This is a genomic window from Clostridium sp. UBA4548 (assembly GCF_002387895.1).
GTDB lineage: Bacteria > Bacillota > Clostridia > Clostridiales > Clostridiaceae > Clostridium_J.
Genome location: NZ_DGLI01000003.1, coordinates 1 through 18,339, shown reverse-complemented (window position 1 = coordinate 18,339; position 18,339 = coordinate 1). Strand labels below are relative to the sequence as shown.

The 18,339-nt window shown below is 31.9% G+C and carries 21 protein-coding genes; 19 read left to right on the top strand and 2 right to left on the bottom strand.

The genetic code is table 11. The annotated features are described in order from the left end of the window. Positions 1-364: 364 nt before the first annotated feature. The 8 genes from B3040_RS01990 (at position 365) to B3040_RS01955 (ending at position 5,897) form a co-directional block, all read left to right on the top strand. Positions 365-652, top strand: a complete 288-nt coding sequence (locus B3040_RS01990) for a hypothetical protein (RefSeq protein ID WP_291569668.1) — start codon at positions 365-367, stop codon at positions 650-652. Between the two features lie 67 nt (positions 653-719). Then, positions 720-1,352, top strand: a complete 633-nt coding sequence (locus tag B3040_RS01985; RefSeq protein WP_291569666.1) for a hypothetical protein — start codon at positions 720-722, stop codon at positions 1,350-1,352. A gap of 311 nt (positions 1,353-1,663) precedes the next feature. Then, positions 1,664-1,984: a hypothetical protein gene (locus B3040_RS01980; protein ID WP_291569664.1), complete on the top strand. Its 321-nt coding sequence runs from the start codon at positions 1,664-1,666 to the stop codon at positions 1,982-1,984. Positions 1,985-2,190: 206 nt separating this feature from the next. Next, the gene (locus tag B3040_RS01975; protein WP_291569661.1) at positions 2,191-2,478 is read left to right on the top strand and encodes a hypothetical protein; all 288 of its coding nucleotides are present in this window, start codon (positions 2,191-2,193) and stop codon (positions 2,476-2,478) included. Beyond that, positions 2,475-2,702, top strand: a complete 228-nt coding sequence (locus tag B3040_RS01970; protein WP_291569659.1) for a hypothetical protein — start codon at positions 2,475-2,477, stop codon at positions 2,700-2,702. The genes B3040_RS01975 and B3040_RS01970 overlap by 4 nt, the downstream gene beginning before the upstream one ends. Positions 2,703-2,941: 239 nt before the next feature. Continuing rightward, entirely contained in the window at positions 2,942-4,246 is a 1,305-nt protein-coding gene (locus tag B3040_RS01965) for a tetratricopeptide repeat protein (protein WP_291569656.1), read from the top strand. Positions 4,247-4,464: 218 nt separating this feature from the next. Continuing rightward, on the top strand, positions 4,465-4,776 hold the full coding sequence (gene trxA / locus B3040_RS01960; protein WP_291569654.1) for a thioredoxin: 312 nt from the start codon (positions 4,465-4,467) through the stop codon (positions 4,774-4,776). A gap of 251 nt (positions 4,777-5,027) precedes the next feature. Beyond that, positions 5,028-5,897, top strand: a complete 870-nt coding sequence (locus B3040_RS01955) for an NAD(P)/FAD-dependent oxidoreductase (protein WP_291569652.1) — start codon at positions 5,028-5,030, stop codon at positions 5,895-5,897. A gap of 175 nt (positions 5,898-6,072) precedes the next feature. Here the strand turns inward: B3040_RS01955 and B3040_RS01950 are convergent, their stop codons facing one another. Together B3040_RS01950 and B3040_RS01945 are read right to left on the bottom strand one after the other, a co-directional pair. Next, positions 6,073-6,195, bottom strand: a complete 123-nt coding sequence (locus B3040_RS01950; protein ID WP_291569650.1) for a hypothetical protein — start codon at positions 6,193-6,195, stop codon at positions 6,073-6,075. A gap of 67 nt (positions 6,196-6,262) precedes the next feature. After that, positions 6,263-7,264 (bottom strand): hypothetical protein, encoded by a 1,002-nt coding sequence (locus B3040_RS01945; RefSeq protein WP_291569648.1) that lies wholly within the window; start codon positions 7,262-7,264, stop codon positions 6,263-6,265. A 205-nt stretch (positions 7,265-7,469) separates the two neighbouring features. On the opposite strand from B3040_RS01945, the gene cdaA reads away from it, so the two are divergent. The 11 genes from cdaA to B3040_RS01890 all read left to right on the top strand — a co-directional run bounded on the left by cdaA (position 7,470) and on the right by B3040_RS01890 (position 18,314). After that, positions 7,470-8,318 (top strand): diadenylate cyclase CdaA, encoded by an 849-nt coding sequence (gene cdaA, locus B3040_RS01940; protein WP_291569646.1) that lies wholly within the window; start codon positions 7,470-7,472, stop codon positions 8,316-8,318. Beyond that, positions 8,288-9,541, top strand: coding sequence for a CdaR family protein (locus B3040_RS01935; protein ID WP_291569644.1), 1,254 nt, complete (start codon positions 8,288-8,290; stop codon positions 9,539-9,541). Before cdaA ends, B3040_RS01935 begins: the two co-directional genes overlap by 31 nt. Then, positions 9,531-11,132: an NAD(P)/FAD-dependent oxidoreductase gene (locus B3040_RS01930; RefSeq protein WP_291569642.1), complete on the top strand. Its 1,602-nt coding sequence runs from the start codon at positions 9,531-9,533 to the stop codon at positions 11,130-11,132. The genes B3040_RS01935 and B3040_RS01930 overlap by 11 nt, the downstream gene beginning before the upstream one ends. Before the next feature lie 425 nt (positions 11,133-11,557). Further along, a complete protein-coding gene (gene buk / locus B3040_RS01925; protein WP_291569641.1) occupies positions 11,558-12,646 on the top strand; it encodes a butyrate kinase in 1,089 nt (362 codons plus the stop codon). Positions 12,647-12,756: 110 nt separating this feature from the next. Continuing rightward, the gene (gene ptb / locus B3040_RS01920; RefSeq protein WP_291569639.1) at positions 12,757-13,662 is read left to right on the top strand and encodes a phosphate butyryltransferase; all 906 of its coding nucleotides are present in this window, start codon (positions 12,757-12,759) and stop codon (positions 13,660-13,662) included. 15 nt (positions 13,663-13,677) lie between these two features. Then, on the top strand, positions 13,678-14,748 hold the full coding sequence (buk, locus tag B3040_RS01915) for a butyrate kinase (RefSeq protein WP_291569637.1): 1,071 nt from the start codon (positions 13,678-13,680) through the stop codon (positions 14,746-14,748). Between the two features lie 45 nt (positions 14,749-14,793). Beyond that, positions 14,794-15,468 carry an ATP-binding protein gene (locus tag B3040_RS01910; RefSeq protein WP_291569635.1) on the top strand — a complete coding sequence of 225 codons (675 nt, stop codon included), beginning with the start codon at positions 14,794-14,796 and terminating at the stop codon, positions 15,466-15,468. A gap of 266 nt (positions 15,469-15,734) precedes the next feature. Next, on the top strand, positions 15,735-15,944 hold the full coding sequence (locus tag B3040_RS01905) for a 4Fe-4S dicluster domain-containing protein (protein WP_021281244.1): 210 nt from the start codon (positions 15,735-15,737) through the stop codon (positions 15,942-15,944). Between the two features lie 18 nt (positions 15,945-15,962). Continuing rightward, entirely contained in the window at positions 15,963-17,033 is a 1,071-nt protein-coding gene (locus B3040_RS01900; protein ID WP_291569629.1) for a 3-methyl-2-oxobutanoate dehydrogenase subunit VorB, read from the top strand. Next, the gene (locus B3040_RS01895; protein ID WP_291569627.1) at positions 17,033-17,782 is read left to right on the top strand and encodes a thiamine pyrophosphate-dependent enzyme; all 750 of its coding nucleotides are present in this window, start codon (positions 17,033-17,035) and stop codon (positions 17,780-17,782) included. The genes B3040_RS01900 and B3040_RS01895 overlap by 1 nt, the downstream gene beginning before the upstream one ends. 1 nt (position 17,783) lies before the next feature. Beyond that, positions 17,784-18,314 (top strand): 2-oxoacid:acceptor oxidoreductase family protein, encoded by a 531-nt coding sequence (locus B3040_RS01890; RefSeq protein ID WP_291569625.1) that lies wholly within the window; start codon positions 17,784-17,786, stop codon positions 18,312-18,314. The last annotated feature ends 25 nt before the right edge of the window (positions 18,315-18,339 follow it).

The window sequence follows — 18,339 nt, the reverse complement described above, 5'->3', positions numbered from 1 at the left end:
TATTTGTCTATGGAATAGAAATTTATGATGAGAAGCTCTAATTTGAAGAGCTTCTTTTTATATAAAGGAATTGTAATTAAAATAATAATATGAGTGTCTCACAAAAAAATGTAAAATCTCCCACAAGTAGTGTGATATGATATTTTTCAAAGTCATCAAGAGGAGAATTTATAATGTTTTGCAGAAATGATGTTAGCTAAATGCCTGAATATCTTTAGGTTTAGAAGAATGGTATGTAAATTTAGTAGCCTTCTTAAATAGTATTTTTAATATTATAATTCTTAGCATATAAACTATTTTTTCGTAGTACGTTATATACTACATTTAAATCTTAAATGTAGATAGTTTGATGGAGGTAATAAAATTGAGTATGGCAGCTGGGCTATTATTTTGGATAATAGGATTTTTTATATTAGAGTTTACTTTACAAAATAAAAGAAATGCAGAAAAATTAATGAGTGTATTTAATATAAAAAGCGTAGGAAATGCAAAGATTTTTTTTATAGTGGGATTGATAATAACTATATTTTTAGCAATAATATGTGAAAAGTTAACTAGAGAAAGTAATATAGTCAAAGTGGTAGGAATGTTTATTGGTATTAGCATTAGTGCAATAACTAAAAGAAGTATAGAGATTATTAAAAATACATAACTTCACATATGTTTTGAGAGGAGTAATTTTGATGTATATGTTATTTTTCATATTAAGTTTAATTTTTATGTTAGTGTTGCAGTTCCAGAGAAGTAAGAAAAAATTCACTATCAATAGTCATAAGGAAATTGAGGGCTATATAAATGAAATGTGTGAGATAAATACTATACCTCCTCCAAAAATTGATATAGAGAATAATTTTTCTTTTAGTCCTATTGGAAATATTATTAAGGTCAAAAGTAAAATTAGTAATAACTTAGAATACTTTATTGCAGCTCTTCATGAAGCAGGACATTATATAGAATACAACAATAAAAGTTTCTTGAATAAAGTTACTAAAATTACGTTACCTGTACTTGTAATTAATAGAGTAATAGTAATGCCAGCATATATAATTGTAGTATTTCTAATAATACTTAATAATTTTGATATAACAACTGGATTAGCCAATATTCTTTTTAAAAAAGTTTTTCTTTTAATATTTATATTAGCTTCAGTAATTAGACTAACAATAGGTATACATAATGAAATGCAAGCAAATAAATACGTATTAAAGTTCTTAGAAGGAAATTATACTGATATAAATATTCTAGATGTTAAGGTATTAATGGCATTGGCTATGGTAAGTCAGGTGTTAATGTCAATTGCATGGATATTTATGATTATATACATATATAAATCAATTTTTGCAATTGGATAAATGAGTTTAAAAGGTAATAGATATTTATTTAACTAAAAGCATAAAGAAAAAGTAACGCTTTTTTTACTTTAGTACCAATTATTTTTATAATTATATTATTTGGTGTAAATAACATTACAAGTGTTGTTTTTTATAGAAAAGTATTAATAATAATTTTTGCTTTTTGATCTTATTTCTATAATTGCAAATTTATTAATTTATATTAGGGGAAATAAAAAATAGTAGAAATATAGTTTGTTATTTAGAATATCAGACAAAGTTTTGTAGATATCGATGGAGAGGAAATGTAATACGTTGATGGGAGATTAGGCGTGCCAAATTGGCTATTTGGTGGAGCAGTAAATTTAGCATTAATGACACTTACTGGAGGATCTGCTTATGCAGCAGGTGGATTTTTAAGAAAACTAGCATCAACATATGGGAAAAGGGCAGCAGCGACTATGTTTTCTTCCCAACTTAAAAGTTCTTTAATAAGAAAAGGTATTGCAGCTTCGATTGCATCTGGAGTTTGTACTTTAGCTGGAATAGGCTTTGAAGTTTTATACTGGACTACAGATCCAGGAAATCAACTAGCGAAGTTCATAGATGCAAGAGATTGCAGAGCAAATAATGGATGGGTAGATATATCATAGGAATTTAATATATAATTAAAATTAAGGTTTGTTTTGCATAAATATTGCAAGACAAGCCTTTATAGTAAACTATTTTATTAGTAAAATTATAGATTAAATTACTATTAAATATGCCATAAGTTTAATATAATTATTTTGATTTTGTATAGTGTTGATAGTTGTTACAAGTGATTAAGAAATAATTCATATGATTAAAGGAGTTTAAAATGGAATATTTAACATTGCAAAATGGGTACTTATTAACTATTATGGTACCTATAAGCCTAATTATAGGAAAAGTTTTTATGTTTTTAAGATTATATGTGGGAAATAAAAGGAGTGAAAAAAGTTTTAGTATAGGTTGTGTAACTTTTGCTACAATTACAACTATTTTATTTTATATACTAGATTATGAAATTTATTTTTGTTTTATTTGGTTTGGAAGTATTGTAGTGTCAGCTTTAATGTATAATTTAATAGGTAGAGCACAAAAAAAGTTGATACAGAAGAGATGAATATAATAGAAGCTATGAACAGTGCTGTATGTGCTATAATTGGATTGGGGATTATGGTTATACCCTATACTAGGTTACATAGCATAATTGGTGGGGGTATGAACAATAGAGTTGACTTAATATCAAAAATACTGTTTGTAATTTATGGAGGTTGCATGATTATTTTAGATAAGCCATTTTTGCTTTTCATTAATAATCTTAAGAATAGAAATACCAATACATAACAAGCATTAAACTGGTAAAAGGAAAGAAACTATAGATAACTACATGGAAGATAAAAAGGAAAAGGAAAATTTAGTCTTAAGTTAAGGTTTTTCAAATCGTTAAGTAAATATATGTTTAATACAGGTTCTCTATTAATTTTAGGAGAACTTTTTTTTTATCAATTTTTCAATATATCTTTTATTGTAAAAATTTGATATATTAATTAGGTGAGATTTTAATATTTTTAGGTGGTGAACTTATGGAGAAAACAAAAAAGTACTATGCAAAAGCAATGGAGTATTATTGTGATGGGTATATTGAAAAGGCTTTAGAGTATTGTGAAAAAAGCTTAGCTATATCCAGAGATTATTCACCAGCCTTAAATTTAAAAGGATTAATACAGTATGTGAGGGGAAACTTAGAAGAAGCACAGGTTACCTGGAGAATTAATTGTAAGCTTAATGAAGATGGAATTTCAAGGAAGTACTTGGATGATAGTAAAAAGGATAGGGAGATGCTAGAGCTTTTTACTAAAGGTGTGGGGTATTATAAAGAAATTAAAATTCATCAGGCTTTAGAGGTATTTAAGGAGTGCGAGAAATCTCATTTTAATGTGATTAATCTTTGGAATTATATTGCTTACTGCTATGTGAAGCTAGGGGAATATGATAAGTGTAATCATTATATTAATGAAATACTTAAAATAGATAAGGTAAATTCAATGGCTTTAGCCACAAAGAAAACTTTAATGGATATTGGAGTTATAAAAAAGGAAGTTAACACTAGAAAAATCTATGCTGGATGTATTATTGCAGGTTTATTACTAGTTTTAGCAGTTGTTTATTATAATAAGGATATGATAAAATCAATAAATGTATTAGATAAGTTTACCAAAAACAAAGTAGAACAGAATAAAATAGTTAATGATAATAATGCCTCTAAGGAAGGGGTAAAAAACTCTTTAAATAATGAAAGCAGTAATGAAAACGCTAAGGAAGAACAGCCTAAAGCTCAACAGGAGCAAAATAGTTCAAACATGGAAGGTAAAGCAGCCTTAGATTTTGGAGCAGTGACTAAGAATTTAGATAATAATGATTATGAAAAATTATTAAGTTACCTAGAAACCTATAGTAATAAGGAGCTTACCTTAAATGAAAAAGCTTTATTAGTAAGAGTAGAAGAAAAAGTAAAAGCTTCAGGAGTGGAGCACTTTTATAATTTAGGAATGAGCCAAATAAAAAACAAAGATTATAAACAAGCGGTGAGTAATTTTAGTAGAATATATAAATACAGCGAAGGAAACTATTTAAATCAACACATAATTTATATGTTAGGATTTTCTTATGAGAAAATCTATGATATTGAAAATGCAAATAAATATTATGAGCTTTACATAAATAAATATAATAAGGGAGATTATTTTGAAGCTACCCTTTATAGCCTAGCCATAATAAATAAAGATTTAGATAAAGAAAAATCAAAGCAATATGCAAAGATTTTAGTTAGTGAATATAAAAATTCACAATATAATAATACTGTTATAAAGAGTATTATAAATCAGTAATATTTGCTTAGTATTTTAATATACTTTTAGGACAAAATAATATTAATAAATTGGCTTTAAATAGGGTTCCGTGATAGAATTTTAACTTATTCAGCTTCATAAACCCTTAAGGGAACTAGGGTAGGGCTGGTGTATAAGTTAAGTTTTAACTTTGGTTACCTATAACATAGAACAATTTTGTTCGTTATTCAATAATTTTACTGGAGGGATATATTACAATGATAGAATTAAGAGATATTAACTTTAAGACTGAAATTGCTAATTTTGATAAGCCTGTGGTAGTGGACTTTTGGGCTCCATGGTGTGGACCTTGTAAAATGGTAGCTCCAATAGTAGAGGAACTTTCAAATGAAATGGGAGAAATTATATTTGCAAAGCTTAACGTAGATGATAATCCACTTATTGCTCAAGAATTTAGAGTAGCAAGCATACCAACTTTAATGGTATTCAAAAACGGAAATCCTGTAGAAACTATGGTAGGCTTTAGACCAAAAGAGCAATTAAAAGCAGCATTACAAAAATACGAATAAAACTATGCCACCACTTAATAAGATTTAAGTGGTGGATTATTTTATCCTAATTCATAAATAAAACTATTGTTAATAGAAGTATTAAATATAATCCTTAGAATTAAGTGTGTTGGGGATAAATGTAAGAACGGCGAGTGACGTAGATTTAAAGAGTTCACTAAACAAAGTGTTAATAATATTCAATTATACATACCTGAATTGGGAATACTAAAAGTTATTTAGCGAAAAAATATATAATAGTAGGTGATAAAATGGAAAAAAGATATGATGTAGCAATTATAGGTACAGGACCAGCAGGATTAGAGGCTGCAATTAACTGTAAAATAAGAAACAAAAGTGTAATTATCTTTGGAACAAACAATTTAAGTACAAAGCTTGCTAAAGCTCCTAGAATAGACAACTATTTAGGATTGCATGGTGTAAGTGGTAGTGATTTAAAAGATAAATTTTTAGACCATATTCACAGCATGGATATTTCTATTACAGAGGAAAGAATTAATGCAGTATATGCTATGGGAGAGTTTTATGCTCTTATGGTAAATGAAAAAATGTACGAAGCTACTACCCTAATTTTAGCTACAGGAATTGAATATGCAAAGCCATATATAGGAGAAGAAGAATTACTAGGTAGAGGCGTAGGCTATTGTGCAACTTGTGATGCTCCACTTTATAAAGGCAAGGATGTAATAATCATAGCTCAAGGTGAAAGTGCAGAAGAGGAAGCAAACTACGTTAAGGAAATATGTAATAAGCTTTATTATGTTCCGCTATACAATGGAAGCTATAACCTTGGTGAAGGCATTGAAGTTGTAAAAGCAGTGCCAAAGGAAATTAGAGAGCAAGGAGATAAAAAAGAAGTAGTATTTTTAAAGGATACTCTAGTAGCTGATGGAGTGTTTATTTTAAGAGAAACTATATCTCCAAAACAGTTAGTAGCAGGACTTGAAACTGAAGAAGGACATATAAAGGTAAATAGACATATGGCAACAAATTTAAAAGGCTGTTATGCAGCAGGAGATTGTACAGGAAGACCTTATCAATATATTAAAGCAGCAGGAGAAGGATTGGTAGCAGCTTTAAGTGCAGTTTCTTACATTGATAACTTAGGGAAAAACAAGTAATCAGAAAAATATATTTGATTCTAATAGTAAAAAGCATTAAGGGCAAGGAAACTCTTAATGCTTTTATTTTATATAGAATACAATAAAGACTGTGAAATAAAAGCTATGATATTTAAGTATCATAGCAAGGTTGACTAAACTAGTATTAATTAAATGAAAAATAGAGAACTATATGTTATGGAAGGTAGTTAATTACTTGAAGTCTACCAGGGTTAAATCTGTTTAAAGTATCAGTTTCAAGGGATGGTATACCAGTAAAACCAACAATAAGCAATATACCAATTATTAATTTTTTCATAAAACTCATCTCCTCTTTCACTTCATATAGTTCCCTAAAAGTCATTAATAATACGTGAAATTGAATTTTATTTGTTCTTTTTAAATTTCTCATATTCTTTCAAAAAGGATTTGTGTTTAACTTCAACCTCACTAAATACTTTTTTAGAATCAACATACAAGGTATCTAAGAATTCTTCCTTAGCGTCTCCTTTTAAATTATGGACACTTTCTGTTGCGATAGCATATTTAGTGTTTTTTAGATAATCATAGTATTCATCAACAGCCGTATTAAAACCTTTATATAGCTCTGAAGTACCGTTTGGAACAACCATTCCATCTAAGGCAGCTTTAATATTTTCAATCTCAAGTATGGTTTTATCAATGCTTGAAATTATTAATTCATAGCTAATTTGATTTTTTCTTGCTTTTAAAGCTTCAGGATAATAATCTATTTTATTCTTTTGAAATAAAGAGTTTAACTCATCTATTTTAGTTACAAAGCTACTGTTTTGATCCACTTTAATTTCAGCTTGTTTTAACAAGTTGTTAGAGGTTCTGCAAAAGTTTATAGTGTTGTCAAGGGTAAGGGATAATTGTTTTCCTATGGAGAAATTTATATTTTTTATAGATAGTAAACTATAGTAATTATTTGCAGTATCTCCATAGATTTTTAAATTTTCACTAGCTTTATCAATATCCTTTCCCATTGGATTATTAACCATAGCTTCTAATTGCTGTATTATTAAAATATTATTCTCAACACCTTTTAATAAGTTATTATAGTTTTCGTTATTTTCCTCTGGCTTTTTTTCTATTAAATCATTTCTTACACCATTTAAGTCAGAGTTGATAGAGGGTAGCTTTTTTATTGCTTTTTCCTTTTCAATAGAATCAGAAGTAGTAAAGTCCTTACATCTATCATTAATCTTTTGGATTTGAGAAATTGTATTAACAAGGTATCTATCATAGCCTTTATAAGCAGTTTTACTAAAAAAACTATAGCTTAATAAAAATAACCCAACTGCTACAGTGAAAAAAGCAAGATACTTGGCACCTAATTGAAGCTTTTGTAGATTTTCAGTTTTCATGTTACTGGTTCCCCCTTTATAATCTAAGGCATAAAATAAACAACATATATGCCTAAAGTTAATTTTATAATTCTTTATATTATATTTAGGTGAAAAATATTCATGTTATTTAAATTTTTACGAATATAAATATTAAGAGTACTGTATTATAAATAGGGTTAATAGTGTATAATTATAATAGATATGGAGAAGAGGTGATAACTACATGAACGGACTTAATGTAATATTTAATAGCCTAAAAGGTTTTAACTTATATTCCCTAGTGGATGTACTAGTAGTTTCTTATATATTTTATAAAGGATACAGCTTAATAAAAGAAACTAGGGCAGAACAACTTTTAAAAGGAATTATTTTAATATTTTTATTGATACCTATAAGTGACTTTTTTAATCTAAACATGCTTCTTTGGATATTGGAGAAGACTATTACCATCAGCGTAATTTCCATAGTGATTATATTCCAGCCAGAAATAAGAAAAGCTCTAGAACACATTGGAAGAACTTCTTTCGTAGAAAAAATTATTTATGAAGATGAGGAAGTTATGCATGGGGTAATTAATGAAATTGTTAATGCAGTGGAACAATTAGCAGAGGAAAAAACTGGTGCCCTCATCGTAATTGAACAAAAAACAGGGTTAAGTGATATTATAAATACCGGTACAAAAATTGATGCAGAGGTTTCTTCGGCACTGCTACAAAACATATTTGTTGTTAATACTCCTCTTCATGATGGAGCAACAATTATAAGAAATGATAGAATTATAGCTGCAGGATGCTTTTTGCCTTTAACAGCTAATGATAAATTAAATAAGCAGTTAGGCACCAGACATAGAGCAGGAATCGGAGTAACTGAAATCACTGACTGTTTAACCATAATAGTTTCAGAAGAAACAGGAGTAATTTCTTTAGCTGTCAACGGAAGACTTCTTAGAAATTATGATAAGGAAAAGCTTAGAACTATACTAGTAAAAATTATGAAGAGCAGACAAAATAAGAAAATTTCACTTAAAGAGAGGGTTAAGGGATGGATAAGCAAAAAAGACAAGATATCGTAATAAAAGCTTGCTGCGTCATAGTCTCTTTAGCGTTATGGATATACATTCGTACTATTGAAAATCCTACAACTACTCAAACCATTAGATACGTACCAGTTAGTATTGTAAATGAAGAGGTACTTTCCCAGTCAAACTTAACTTTAATGCCAGACCAGGAATTTGCTGTTAATTTAACCGTAAAAGGTCCTAGTTCCATAGTGAATAATATAGACAAAAATAGGGATTTTAAATTGGTAGCTGATTTAGGAAAGTATGCATTAAAATCAGGAGAATATAGGGTGCCTGTAGAAATTAGGGAAACTTCTACCAATATTGGAGGAAGCATTACCATAGTCAATGGTGATAGCTTATCTGTAAAGGTTAATTTGGACACCTTAACTTCTAAGGAATTAACTATAACTCCAAAGATAATTGGGGGAACAACAGAAGGATTCTATGCTGATGGGCCAGTAGTTTCTTCGTCAGTTGCAGTAGTATCTGGTGCTAAGACATATATTGATAAGGTAGCAAGTATAGTAGCAGACGTTGATATAACCAATGCTAATGTGGATATAGAAAAGAGTGCTAAACTAAAGGCGCTAGATAGTAGTGGCAGAGAAGTTGAAAATGTTAAAATATCACCAGAAAATGTACAAGTGAAGATTCCAGTGAAAAAGGGGAAAGCCGTAGATATAGAAGTGAAAACCACAGGAGGAACTCCAACGGGAGTGCCTGTAGAAGCTATTGAAGTGAATCCTAAGAAGGTAGAGATTATTGGAAGCAATGACATAATTAATGGGCTAAGTTCCATTTCTACAGAGCCTATTGACTTAAGTAAAATAAAAGAAGACTCTACTATTGATGTAAAGCTTCAACTACCACAAGGAATTAGAATAAATGGGGACGTAAATACCGTTAAGGTGAAGCTTACCCTTAAAAAGCCTTCACAGAAAACTTTTAAGGTTACTATCAACTCAAAGAATTTAGGGAACAATTTTGCAGCAACTCTAGATAAAACTACTGTTGATGTGGTTTTATCAGGGATAGATAGCGAATTAAATAAAATTACACAAGAATCTTTATCAGCTGTAGTAGATTTAAATGGGTTAGTTGAGGGAGACCATACAGTGCAGGTAGCTGTTTCAGGTATACCAAACAATGTGCAGAAGGTTTCGCAATCTTTAACAGAAGTTAAGGCTACAATTAAAAAAACAGCGGAGGTAATTAGCGATAATGTCAATTAAAGTAAGTAATATAGTATTAGACATAGATGAGAATATAGAAGATTTAAAACTAAAAGTCGCAAAAAAGTTAAAAATAAGAGAAGATGAAATAAAAGAGTTTAAAATTGTAAAGGAATCTATTGATGCTAGAAAGAAGAATTTAATAAAAATCAATTACTCTGTTGAAGTGGTTTGCCATAATGAAGACAAGGTAGTAGAGCGAGCAAAGGATAAGGATATAAAAATTCAAGAAAAAAGCTATAATGCTGAATTCCAGTTTGGAAGTAAAGAAATCAATGAGAGACCAATAATTGTAGGTATGGGGCCAGCAGGATTGTTTGCTGGCCTTCTTATGGCTCAAAGGGGATATAAGCCTTTAATTTTAGAACGTGGAGAAGACGTTGATAAAAGAACGGAAAGTATAAATAAATTTTGGAATGGTAGAGAGCTAAACCCAGAGTCCAATGTACAGTTTGGAGAAGGTGGAGCAGGAACTTTTTCTGATGGAAAGCTTACCACTAGAATTAAGGATACTAGATGTGACTATGTTCTTGAAGAGCTTGTAAAAGCTGGTGCTCCAGAAGAAATAACTTATATGGGAAAGCCTCATATAGGTACAGATATATTAAAGATAGTAGTGAAAAATATTAGAGAAAAGATCAAGAGCTTAGGTGGAGAAGTAAGATTTTCAAATAAACTTGAGGATTTAATAGTAAAAGATGGCAAGTTAAAAGAGATTATAGTTAATGGGGAGAGAATTCCTTGTGATAATGTGATCTTAGCTCTTGGGCATAGTGCTAGAGATACTTACGAAATGTTATATAACAGAGGGGTATTTATGTCACCAAAACCTTTTGCTATTGGTGCTAGAATAGAACATTTACAAAGTTTAATAGATGAAAATCAATATGGTAAGTTTGCTGCCCATCCAAAACTAAGAGCGGCAGATTATAAACTTACTTACACCAGTGAAAAGCTAAACAGGTCAGTCTATAGCTTTTGTATGTGTCCTGGAGGCCATGTAGTTGCGGCTGCTTCTGAAGAAAAAACAGTGGTGGTTAATGGAATGAGTTACTATAAAAGAGATGGAGAAAATGCAAACTCAGCTATAGTAGTTTCAGTGTCACCAGAAGACTTTGGGTCTAAACATCCTTTAGCAGGAATAGAATTTCAAAGGCATTATGAGAGTCTTGCTTATAAGGTAGGAGGAGAAAATTATAATGCTCCACTGCAATTAGTAGGAGATTTTTTAAAAGATAAAAAATCTACAAAGTTTGGCAGTGTAAAGCCAACTTATAGCCCAAATACAACTTTTGCAAATCTGTCACAGTGTTTACCTTCTTATGTAATAGAAGCATTGAAGGAGGCATTACCTGTGTTTGATAATAAAATAAAAGGCTTTGCAGCTAGTGATGCTATTCTTACAGGAATAGAAACTAGAACTTCAGCACCAGTTAGAATAGATAGAAATGAAAATTTACAAAGTATATCAGTAAATGGACTTTATCCTTGTGGAGAAGGAGCTGGATATGCTGGTGGAATAGTATCAGCAGCAGTAGATGGATTAAGGGTTGCAGAGACTATAATGAAGGAATTTGCTCCTCTAATTTAGTATACAAATTATGAAAAGTTTAAGTCATGTAAAATGATTATTAACTCTAAAAGCTATGAAATAAAGAAAGAAAATTCTTCGTTTCATAGCTTTTATTTGTACCTAATGGAAGAATTTAATAAAGGACTGACAAAGGTCAAAGAGTATATGATATTATGGAGTTGAAGGAACTTAAAAGGATAATATGTACAAAAATTCACAATTTAAACAAATTTATATTTTAACATACTATATAATATCCTTGATATTGATAATGATTATTTGTTAAAATGTACTTGGGGAAAAGTTAAATCATATTTTAGAAAAGTAAGTGCTATAGAAAAGTAAAGGTTTAACTTTTACACAGAATCTTATATTGGTTTATTAAAGTTTTTAGGCAAAGTAAGCTAATATAATTAAACTTAAATTTTATGGGGGTTTTAACAATGGGGGAGAAAAAATATATACTAGCAATTAATCCAGGGTCTACGTCTACTAAAATAGCAGTATTTCAAGGGGAAACCTGTGTTGTAGATGAAAATTTATCTCATAGTTCTGAAGAAATTAAGAAGTTTGAACACATATACGAGCAAAAGGATATGAGATCAGAAGTAATTCTTAAGTGGTTAGGACAGAATAATATAAGCCTTGAGGACTTAGTAGCGGTAGTTGGTAGGGGAGGTCTTTTAAGACCAATGCCAGGTGGTACATACACGGTTACAGAAAAAATGATAGAAGACCTTAAGGAAGGCTATCAAGGACAACATGCATCAAACCTTGGTGGAATAATAGCTAAGGAAATTGCACAAAAGATTAATGTTCCTGCCTTTATAGTTGACCCAGTAGCAGTTGATGAGATTGAAGCGGTGGCTAGAATATCTGGACTTCCTGAGATTACTAGAAAATCTTTAGTTCATGCCTTAAATGTAAAGGCGGTAACAAGAAGAGTTTGTCAAAGAAGAGGCTTAGACCTTAATAATAGTAGTTTTGTTGTAGCTCACATTGGAGGAGGAATAACTGTATCTCCAGTAAAAGATGGAAGACTTTTAGATTGCAACAATGCAAATGAAGAAGGTCCGTTCTCACCAGAGAGGACTGGAGGGCTTCCAGTAGGAGATTTAGCAAAGCTTGCGTTTTCTGGTAAGTATACTTTACCAGAACTAAAAAAGAAAATTACAGGACAAGGTGGACTTGTTGCCTATCTTGGAACTAATGATGGTAGAGTAGTGGATAAGAGAATAGAAGAGGGAGACCAAAAGGCTGAATTAATTTTTAAAGCAATGGCATATCAACTTGCAAAAGAAATTGGAGCTATGGCTACAGTTCTTTGTGGAAAATTAGATGCAATAATCTTAACCGGTGGTCTTGCACATAATAAGAGATTAACTAACTGGATAAGTGAGTATGTAAGCTTTATAGCACCTGTGGAACTAGTTCCAGGTGAAGATGAAATGCTTGCCCTTGCACAAGGAGCTTTAAGAGTTGTTAAGGGTGAAGAAGTAGCTAAAATATATGAAAATGAAGTTAAATTTTAATCACACTATAATATAAATTGTTAATCCATTACAACGGTAGAACCCACTTTTAAAGTGGTTAAACAAATAAACTTATTTATTATTTAACATAAGTTAAGGGGGATCAGCAGATGATCAGAACATTTAATGAAGTAATTCAAAAAGTAAAGTCTCAAAAAATGAAAACTGTAGCAGTAGCAGTGGCTCAAGATGAACCAGTGTTAGAAGCTGTAAGAGATGCAAAAGCTAATGGAATAGCTAATGCAATTCTTGTAGGTGATAAGGAAGAAATAACTAAAATTGCACAGGGCATTGGAATGGACATCAATGAATATGAAGTTATTGATGTTAAGGATATGAATGCAGCTGCACTAGAGGCTGTTAAGCTTGTTTCAAGTGGAAGAGCCGATATGATGATGAAAGGTCTAATCGACACTGCATCATTCTTAAGAGCTGTACTAAACAAAGAAGTAGGACTTAGAACAGGAAAACAAATGTCACACATTGCAGTATTTGAAGTTCCTGGTTATGATAGATTACTATTTATAACTGATGCTGCCTTTAACATGTACCCAGAATTAAAGGAAAAGGTTGATATAGTTAAAAATGCAGTACAAGTTGCTCATGCTTTAGATATAGAAGTTCCAAAGGTTGCTCCAGTTTGTGCAGTTGAGGTGGTAAACCCAGCAATGCCAGCAACTCTAGATGCAGCAAATCTTTCTAAAATGAGCGAAAGAGGACAAATAAAAGGATGTATCATTGATGGACCATTAGCACTTGATAATGCTCTTTCTGAAGAGGCAGCACATCATAAGAAAATATCAGGTCCAGTAGCAGGAAAAGCAGATATATTATTAATGGCTAACATTGAAGCAGGTAATGCAATGTATAAATGCTTAACATATACCACAGACTCTCATAGTGGTGGCTTACTTGCTGGAGCAGCTGCACCAGTTATAGTTACTTCAAGAGCAGACTCTCCAGAAACAAAAATGAATTCTATAGCTCTAGCAGCATTAGTTGCAGAGGCTAAATAATAGGGGGAACATAAGATGGCTTACAGATTATTAATTATGAATCCAGGTTCAACTTCAACAAAGATTGGTGTTTATGAAGACGATAAAGAAATATTAATCGAAACTTTAAGACACTCAGCAGAAGAAATTGGTGAGTATCCAACTATCGTAGACCAATTTGAATTCAGAAAAAATGTTATCTTAAATGTATTAAAGGAGAAAAACTTTGATATTAAAACTTTAAGTGCAGTTGTAGGTAGAGGTGGACTTTTAAAATCTATCGAAGGTGGAACTTATGCAGTTAATGATACAATGCTTGAAGACTTAAAAATTGGAGTTCAAGGACAACATGCTTCTAACTTAGGTGGAATCATTGCTAATGAGATTGCTAAAGAATTAAATGTACCAGCATTCATCGTTGACCCAGTGGTTGTTGATGAAATGGAAGCTGTAGCAAGAGTATCAGGAATGCCAGAAATAGAAAGAAAGAGTATTTTCCATGCATTAAACCAAAAAGCTGTTGCTAAAAGATATGCAAAGGAAAACAATAAAGACTACAATGAATTAAACTTAATAGTTGCTCACTTAGGGGGAGGAATCTCTGTTGGAGCACATAAGGCAGGAAGAGTTGTGGATGTGAACAATGCTTTAGATGGAGAAGGTCCATTCTCACCAGAGAGAAGCGGTGGAGTTCCAGTGGGAGATTTAGTAAAACTTTGCTTTAGTGGTAAATATTCAGAAGCAGAAATCAAGAAAATGATTACTGGAAAAGGTGGAATAGTAGCTTACCTTGGAACTAACGATGCTAAGGCTGTAGATGAAAGAGCAGCTGCAGGAGATGCAGAGGCTAAGTTAATCTATGATGCAATGGGCTATCAAGTAGCTAAAGAAATAGGTAAATGTGCAGCAGTACTAAGCGGTAAGGTAGACGCAATTATTCTTACTGGTGGAATTGCATACTCTAAAAATCTTGTAAACTATATTAAAGAAAGAGTAGAATTCATATCTCAAGTGGTAGTTTATCCAGGAGAAGATGAAATACTTGCACTTGCTGAAGGTGGATTAAGAGTACTAAGAGGCGAAGAAGCAGCTAAAGAATATAAATAGTACAAAATGAATTTGTTCATTATTAAATAAAAAAGGGTGATATAAATGAGTAGAATTAGGGTTTTTACAGGACATTTCGGAAGTGGTAAGACAGAAATTGCAATAAATTATGCCATTGACTTAGCAAAGCAAGGAAAAAAAGTAGCAATTGTAGATTTAGATATAGTAAACCCTTATTTCTGCGTTAGAGATCTGAAAGATATGTTAGGGGAATATGGCATTCGTGTCATTTCCTCTAATCCTGATTTTGTAAATGCAGAACTTATGGTAGTACCAGCTGAGGTTATATCTGTATTTAATGATAAGAGTTATGAGGTAGTGTTTGATGTAGGTGGAGATGGTGCAGGAGCAATAGCTCTTGGACAGTACAATAGATTCTTTAGAGAAGAACCTTATGATATGTACTTTGTAGTAAATCAAAATAGACCTTTTACTTCAAATGATAAGGATACTAAGGAGTATATTGGAGAAATAGAAGGATCATCAAGACTTAAGGTGACACATCTTATATCAAATACTAACTTGTCATATGAGACAACTGTAGAGCATATACTTAAAGGTGATGAGGAAGTTTCAAAACTTTCAAAGGAAATCGGAATTCCTCACAGCTATACAGTTTGCACTAAAGATAAAGTAGAAGAAATAAGTGGTAAGGTCCAAGGAGAAGTATTCCCTATAGAAATTTTTATGTTACCACCATGGAGAAAATGGGAACAATAAACCTAATGGAAAATATTAGAATTGTTAAATATTTGCGACTAGTTTGACACTGAGGGTGTCAACTAGTAAAATAAAGGTGTACAAGCAACAAATAATTAAAGCTTAAGCTTGTAAAATTAAAATTTTATATATGAATATCTTAAGAGCTTTAGTGGCTTAAGAGTTATTTGTATGTATGTAAAGTTTTATTTAATTTACTATAATATAAATTGCTTCGGCACTTTAACGACCTAATAACTTGTTCATTATTTAAGGAGGTAGAAGTTATGTCAAGAGTATTCTTTAGAGAAGAAAGATGTAAAGGATGCGGTCACTGCATCGCTGTGTGCCCTAAGAAGATAATTAGCTTTTCAGAAAAGCTAAATCTTAAAGGTTATCATCCAGCAACAGTAACTGAGGAAAAAATGTCAGAATGCATCGGCTGTGCTTCATGCGGCAAAATGTGCCCAGACCTTGTAATCACAGTTGAGAAATAATAAAGGAGGTAAATACCCATGTCAGAAAAAGTATTAATGAAGGGTAATGAAGCTATTGGTGAAGCTGCCATTAAAGCAGGTTGTCAATGTTTCTTTGGATATCCAATAACACCACAAACAGAAATTTCAGCTTATCTTTCAAGAAGAATGCCTAAAATAGGAAGAACATTCTTACAAGCAGAGAGTGAAGTTGCGGCTATAAACATGGTTTATGGAGCAGCAGGTACAGGAATAAGATGTATGACATCTTCAAGTTCTCCAGGAATAAGCTTAAAAGCAGAAGGAATATCTTATATAGCGGGTGCTGAGCTACCATGTGTAATCGTAAACATAGTAAGAGGTGGCCCAGGACTTGGTGGTATTCAACCAGCACAATCTGACTACTTCCAAGCAACTAAAGGTGGAGCACACGGAGATTTTAATATGCCAGTTTATGCTCCGGCATCAATTCAAGAAATGGTTGATTTAGTTCAAGATGCTTTTGATGTAGCTGATAACTACAGAACTCCAGTAATGATTATGGGAGACGGTATGCTTGGACAAATGATGGAGCCAGTAGAGTTTAAGGAAAGAGAAGCTAAAAACCTTCCTGAAAAAACTTGGGCTGCTAATGGCTTAAATGGAAGAAAACAGCATAATGTAATTAACTCTTTATATCTTGCACCAGAAGGCTTAGAAAAGCATAACGAGCACCTTCAAGCAAAATATAAAGCTATAAAAGAAAATGAAGTTAAGTATGAATTATTTAACTGTGATAGAGAAAATGATTTAGTGATGGTTGCTTACGGAACAACTTCAAGAATATGCAAGAACGTTGTTAAGTTAGCTGAAAAAGAAGGCATAAAACTTGGTTTAATCAGACCAATAACATTATGGCCATTCCCAACTGAAGCTTTCGAGAAAACAGTAAACAATACTAAACTTGGATACCTTTCAGTTGAACTTAGTTGTGGTCAAATGGTTGAGGATGTAAGACTTGCTGTTGAAGGAAGAAAGCCAGTTCACTTCTTTGGAAGATCTGGTGGTATGGTTCCAAACCCAGCAGAAATATTAGAAAATGTTAAGAAAATTGTAGGAGGTGCTAAATAATGGCTATAGTTTTTGAACCAACTAAAGCAATGTTAGATGTACCTACCCATTACTGTCCAGGATGTACTCACGGCACAATCCACAGATTAGTGGGAGAAGTATTAGATGAATTAGGCGTTTTAGATAAAGCAATAGGGGTAGCACCAGTTGGATGTTCAGTTTTAGCATATGACTACTTTGCTTGTGATATGTTCCAAGCAGCTCACGGAAGAGCACCAGCAGTTGCAACTGGAATAAAAAGATCAAACCCAGATTCAGTAGTATTTACATACCAAGGAGATGGAGACCTTGCTGCTATAGGAACAGCTGAAATAGTTCATGCTGCAACTAGAGGAGAAAACATTGTTACTATCTTCGTAAATAACTGTATCTATGGAATGACTGGTGGACAAATGGCTCCAACAACACTTCCAGGACAAGTTACAGAAACTTCTCCATATGGAAGAGATGTGAAACTTCAAGGACACCCAATAAGAGTATCGGAAATGATAGCAACATTAGATGGAGCTTGTTATGTTGAAAGAGTATCAGCTGATAGCGTTCCAAATGTAATGAAAACTAAAAAAGCTATAAAGAAAGCATTCCAAAATGCTATAGATGGAAAAGGCTTCTCTTTAGTTGAAGTACTTTCAATCTGCCCAACTAACTGGGGACTATCACCAAACGAGTCAATGAAATGGTTAAGAGACAACATGATGCCATTCTATACTCTAGGTGTTAAAAAAGATACCACTGAGGAGGTAAAGTAATATGGCATCACAAGAAATAATCTTTGCAGGATTTGGTGGACAAGGAATATTATCCATGGGAAAATTCTTAGCTTATGCTGGAATGGATGCTAATATGAACGTTTCATGGTTACCATCTTATGGTCCAGAAATGCGTGGAGGTACTGCTAACTGTTCTGTTATTCTTACAGATGATCAAGTAGGTTCTCCAATAGTAACTATGCCAACATCTGTTGTAGTTATGAACAGACCATCTCTTGACAAGTTTGAGAAAGAATTAGTTAAAGGTGGATTACTAATAATAGATAGCGACCTTATAGACAGAGAGCCAGCAAGAGATGATGTAGAAGTTATAAAAATACCAGCTCAAACTGAAGCAGCTAATATAGGAAGCAAGCAAATAGCTAACATGGTTCTTTTAGGAGCATTAGTTGCTAAAACTAACATAGTTACTATGGAAGTTTTACTTCAATCTTTAAGAGAACATGGAAAAGAGAAATTCTTTGAAGTTAACAAAAAAGCACTAGAAATAGGAGCTTCATACGTTAAGTAATGGAATGGGGCTGTCGCTTTAGCAG

Bases quoted from the DNA above. Each gene is read 5' to 3' on its own strand.
- B3040_RS01985 (WP_291569666.1), top strand. From the start codon at position 720: ATGTTAGTGTTGCAGTTCCAGAGAAGTAAGAAAAAATTCACTATCAAT.
- B3040_RS01975 (WP_291569661.1), top strand. From the start codon at position 2,191: ATGGAATATTTAACATTGCAAAATGGGTACTTATTAACTATTATGGTA.
- B3040_RS01970 (WP_291569659.1), top strand. From the start codon at position 2,475: ATGAATATAATAGAAGCTATGAACAGTGCTGTATGTGCTATAATTGGA.
- B3040_RS01965 (WP_291569656.1), top strand. From the start codon at position 2,942: ATGGAGAAAACAAAAAAGTACTATGCAAAAGCAATGGAGTATTATTGT.
- trxA (WP_291569654.1), top strand. From the start codon at position 4,465: ATGATAGAATTAAGAGATATTAACTTTAAGACTGAAATTGCTAATTTT.
- B3040_RS01955 (WP_291569652.1), top strand. From the start codon at position 5,028: ATGGAAAAAAGATATGATGTAGCAATTATAGGTACAGGACCAGCAGGA.
- B3040_RS01950 (WP_291569650.1), bottom strand. From the start codon at position 6,195: ATGAAAAAATTAATAATTGGTATATTGCTTATTGTTGGTTTTACTGGT.
- B3040_RS01945 (WP_291569648.1), bottom strand. From the start codon at position 7,264: ATGAAAACTGAAAATCTACAAAAGCTTCAATTAGGTGCCAAGTATCTT.
- cdaA (WP_291569646.1), top strand. From the start codon at position 7,470: ATGAACGGACTTAATGTAATATTTAATAGCCTAAAAGGTTTTAACTTA.
- B3040_RS01935 (WP_291569644.1), top strand. From the start codon at position 8,288: ATGGATAAGCAAAAAAGACAAGATATCGTAATAAAAGCTTGCTGCGTC.
- B3040_RS01930 (WP_291569642.1), top strand. From the start codon at position 9,531: ATGTCAATTAAAGTAAGTAATATAGTATTAGACATAGATGAGAATATA.
- buk (WP_291569641.1), top strand. From the start codon at position 11,558: ATGGGGGAGAAAAAATATATACTAGCAATTAATCCAGGGTCTACGTCT.
- ptb (WP_291569639.1), top strand. From the start codon at position 12,757: ATGATCAGAACATTTAATGAAGTAATTCAAAAAGTAAAGTCTCAAAAA.
- buk (WP_291569637.1), top strand. From the start codon at position 13,678: ATGGCTTACAGATTATTAATTATGAATCCAGGTTCAACTTCAACAAAG.
- B3040_RS01910 (WP_291569635.1), top strand. From the start codon at position 14,794: ATGAGTAGAATTAGGGTTTTTACAGGACATTTCGGAAGTGGTAAGACA.
- B3040_RS01905 (WP_021281244.1), top strand. From the start codon at position 15,735: ATGTCAAGAGTATTCTTTAGAGAAGAAAGATGTAAAGGATGCGGTCAC.
- B3040_RS01900 (WP_291569629.1), top strand. From the start codon at position 15,963: ATGTCAGAAAAAGTATTAATGAAGGGTAATGAAGCTATTGGTGAAGCT.
- B3040_RS01895 (WP_291569627.1), top strand. From the start codon at position 17,033: ATGGCTATAGTTTTTGAACCAACTAAAGCAATGTTAGATGTACCTACC.
- B3040_RS01890 (WP_291569625.1), top strand. From the start codon at position 17,784: ATGGCATCACAAGAAATAATCTTTGCAGGATTTGGTGGACAAGGAATA.